Source organism: uncultured Aquimarina sp., from assembly GCF_947495315.1.
Taxonomy (GTDB): Bacteria; Bacteroidota; Bacteroidia; order Flavobacteriales; family Flavobacteriaceae; genus Aquimarina.
This window is the reverse complement of sequence record NZ_CANLYD010000054.1, coordinates 1-353: the sequence shown is the minus strand read 5'-3', so window position 1 is coordinate 353 and position 353 is coordinate 1. Positions and strand designations below refer to the sequence as shown.

The window sequence follows — 353 nt, the reverse complement described above, 5'->3', positions numbered from 1 at the left end:
CCTGTAAATCCTGTTCTTCCAGTAGCACCTGTGAAACCAGTTCTACCTGTAAATCCTGTTCTTCCGGTAGCACCTGTAAATCCAGTTCTACCCGTAAATCCTGTTCTTCCAGTAGCACCTGTGAATCCAGTTCTACCTGTAAATCCTGTACGTCCGGTAGCACCTGTGAAACCAGTTCTACCCGTAAACCCTGTTCTTCCGGTAGCACCTGTGAATCCAGTTCTACCCGTAAATCCTGTTCTTCCAGTAGCACCTGTGAATCCAGTTCTACCTGTAAATCCTGTTCTTCCAGTAGCACCTGTGAAACCAGTTCTACCCGTAAATCCTGTACGTCCGGTAGCACCTGTGAATCC

General features: G+C 47.6%; 1 protein-coding gene. It reads right to left on the bottom strand.

What is annotated here, in order from left to right; all coding sequences use genetic code 11:
- Positions 1-353, bottom strand: a 353-nt coding sequence (locus Q0910_RS28565; protein ID WP_299224264.1) for a hypothetical protein, incomplete at both ends; no start/stop codon positions are given.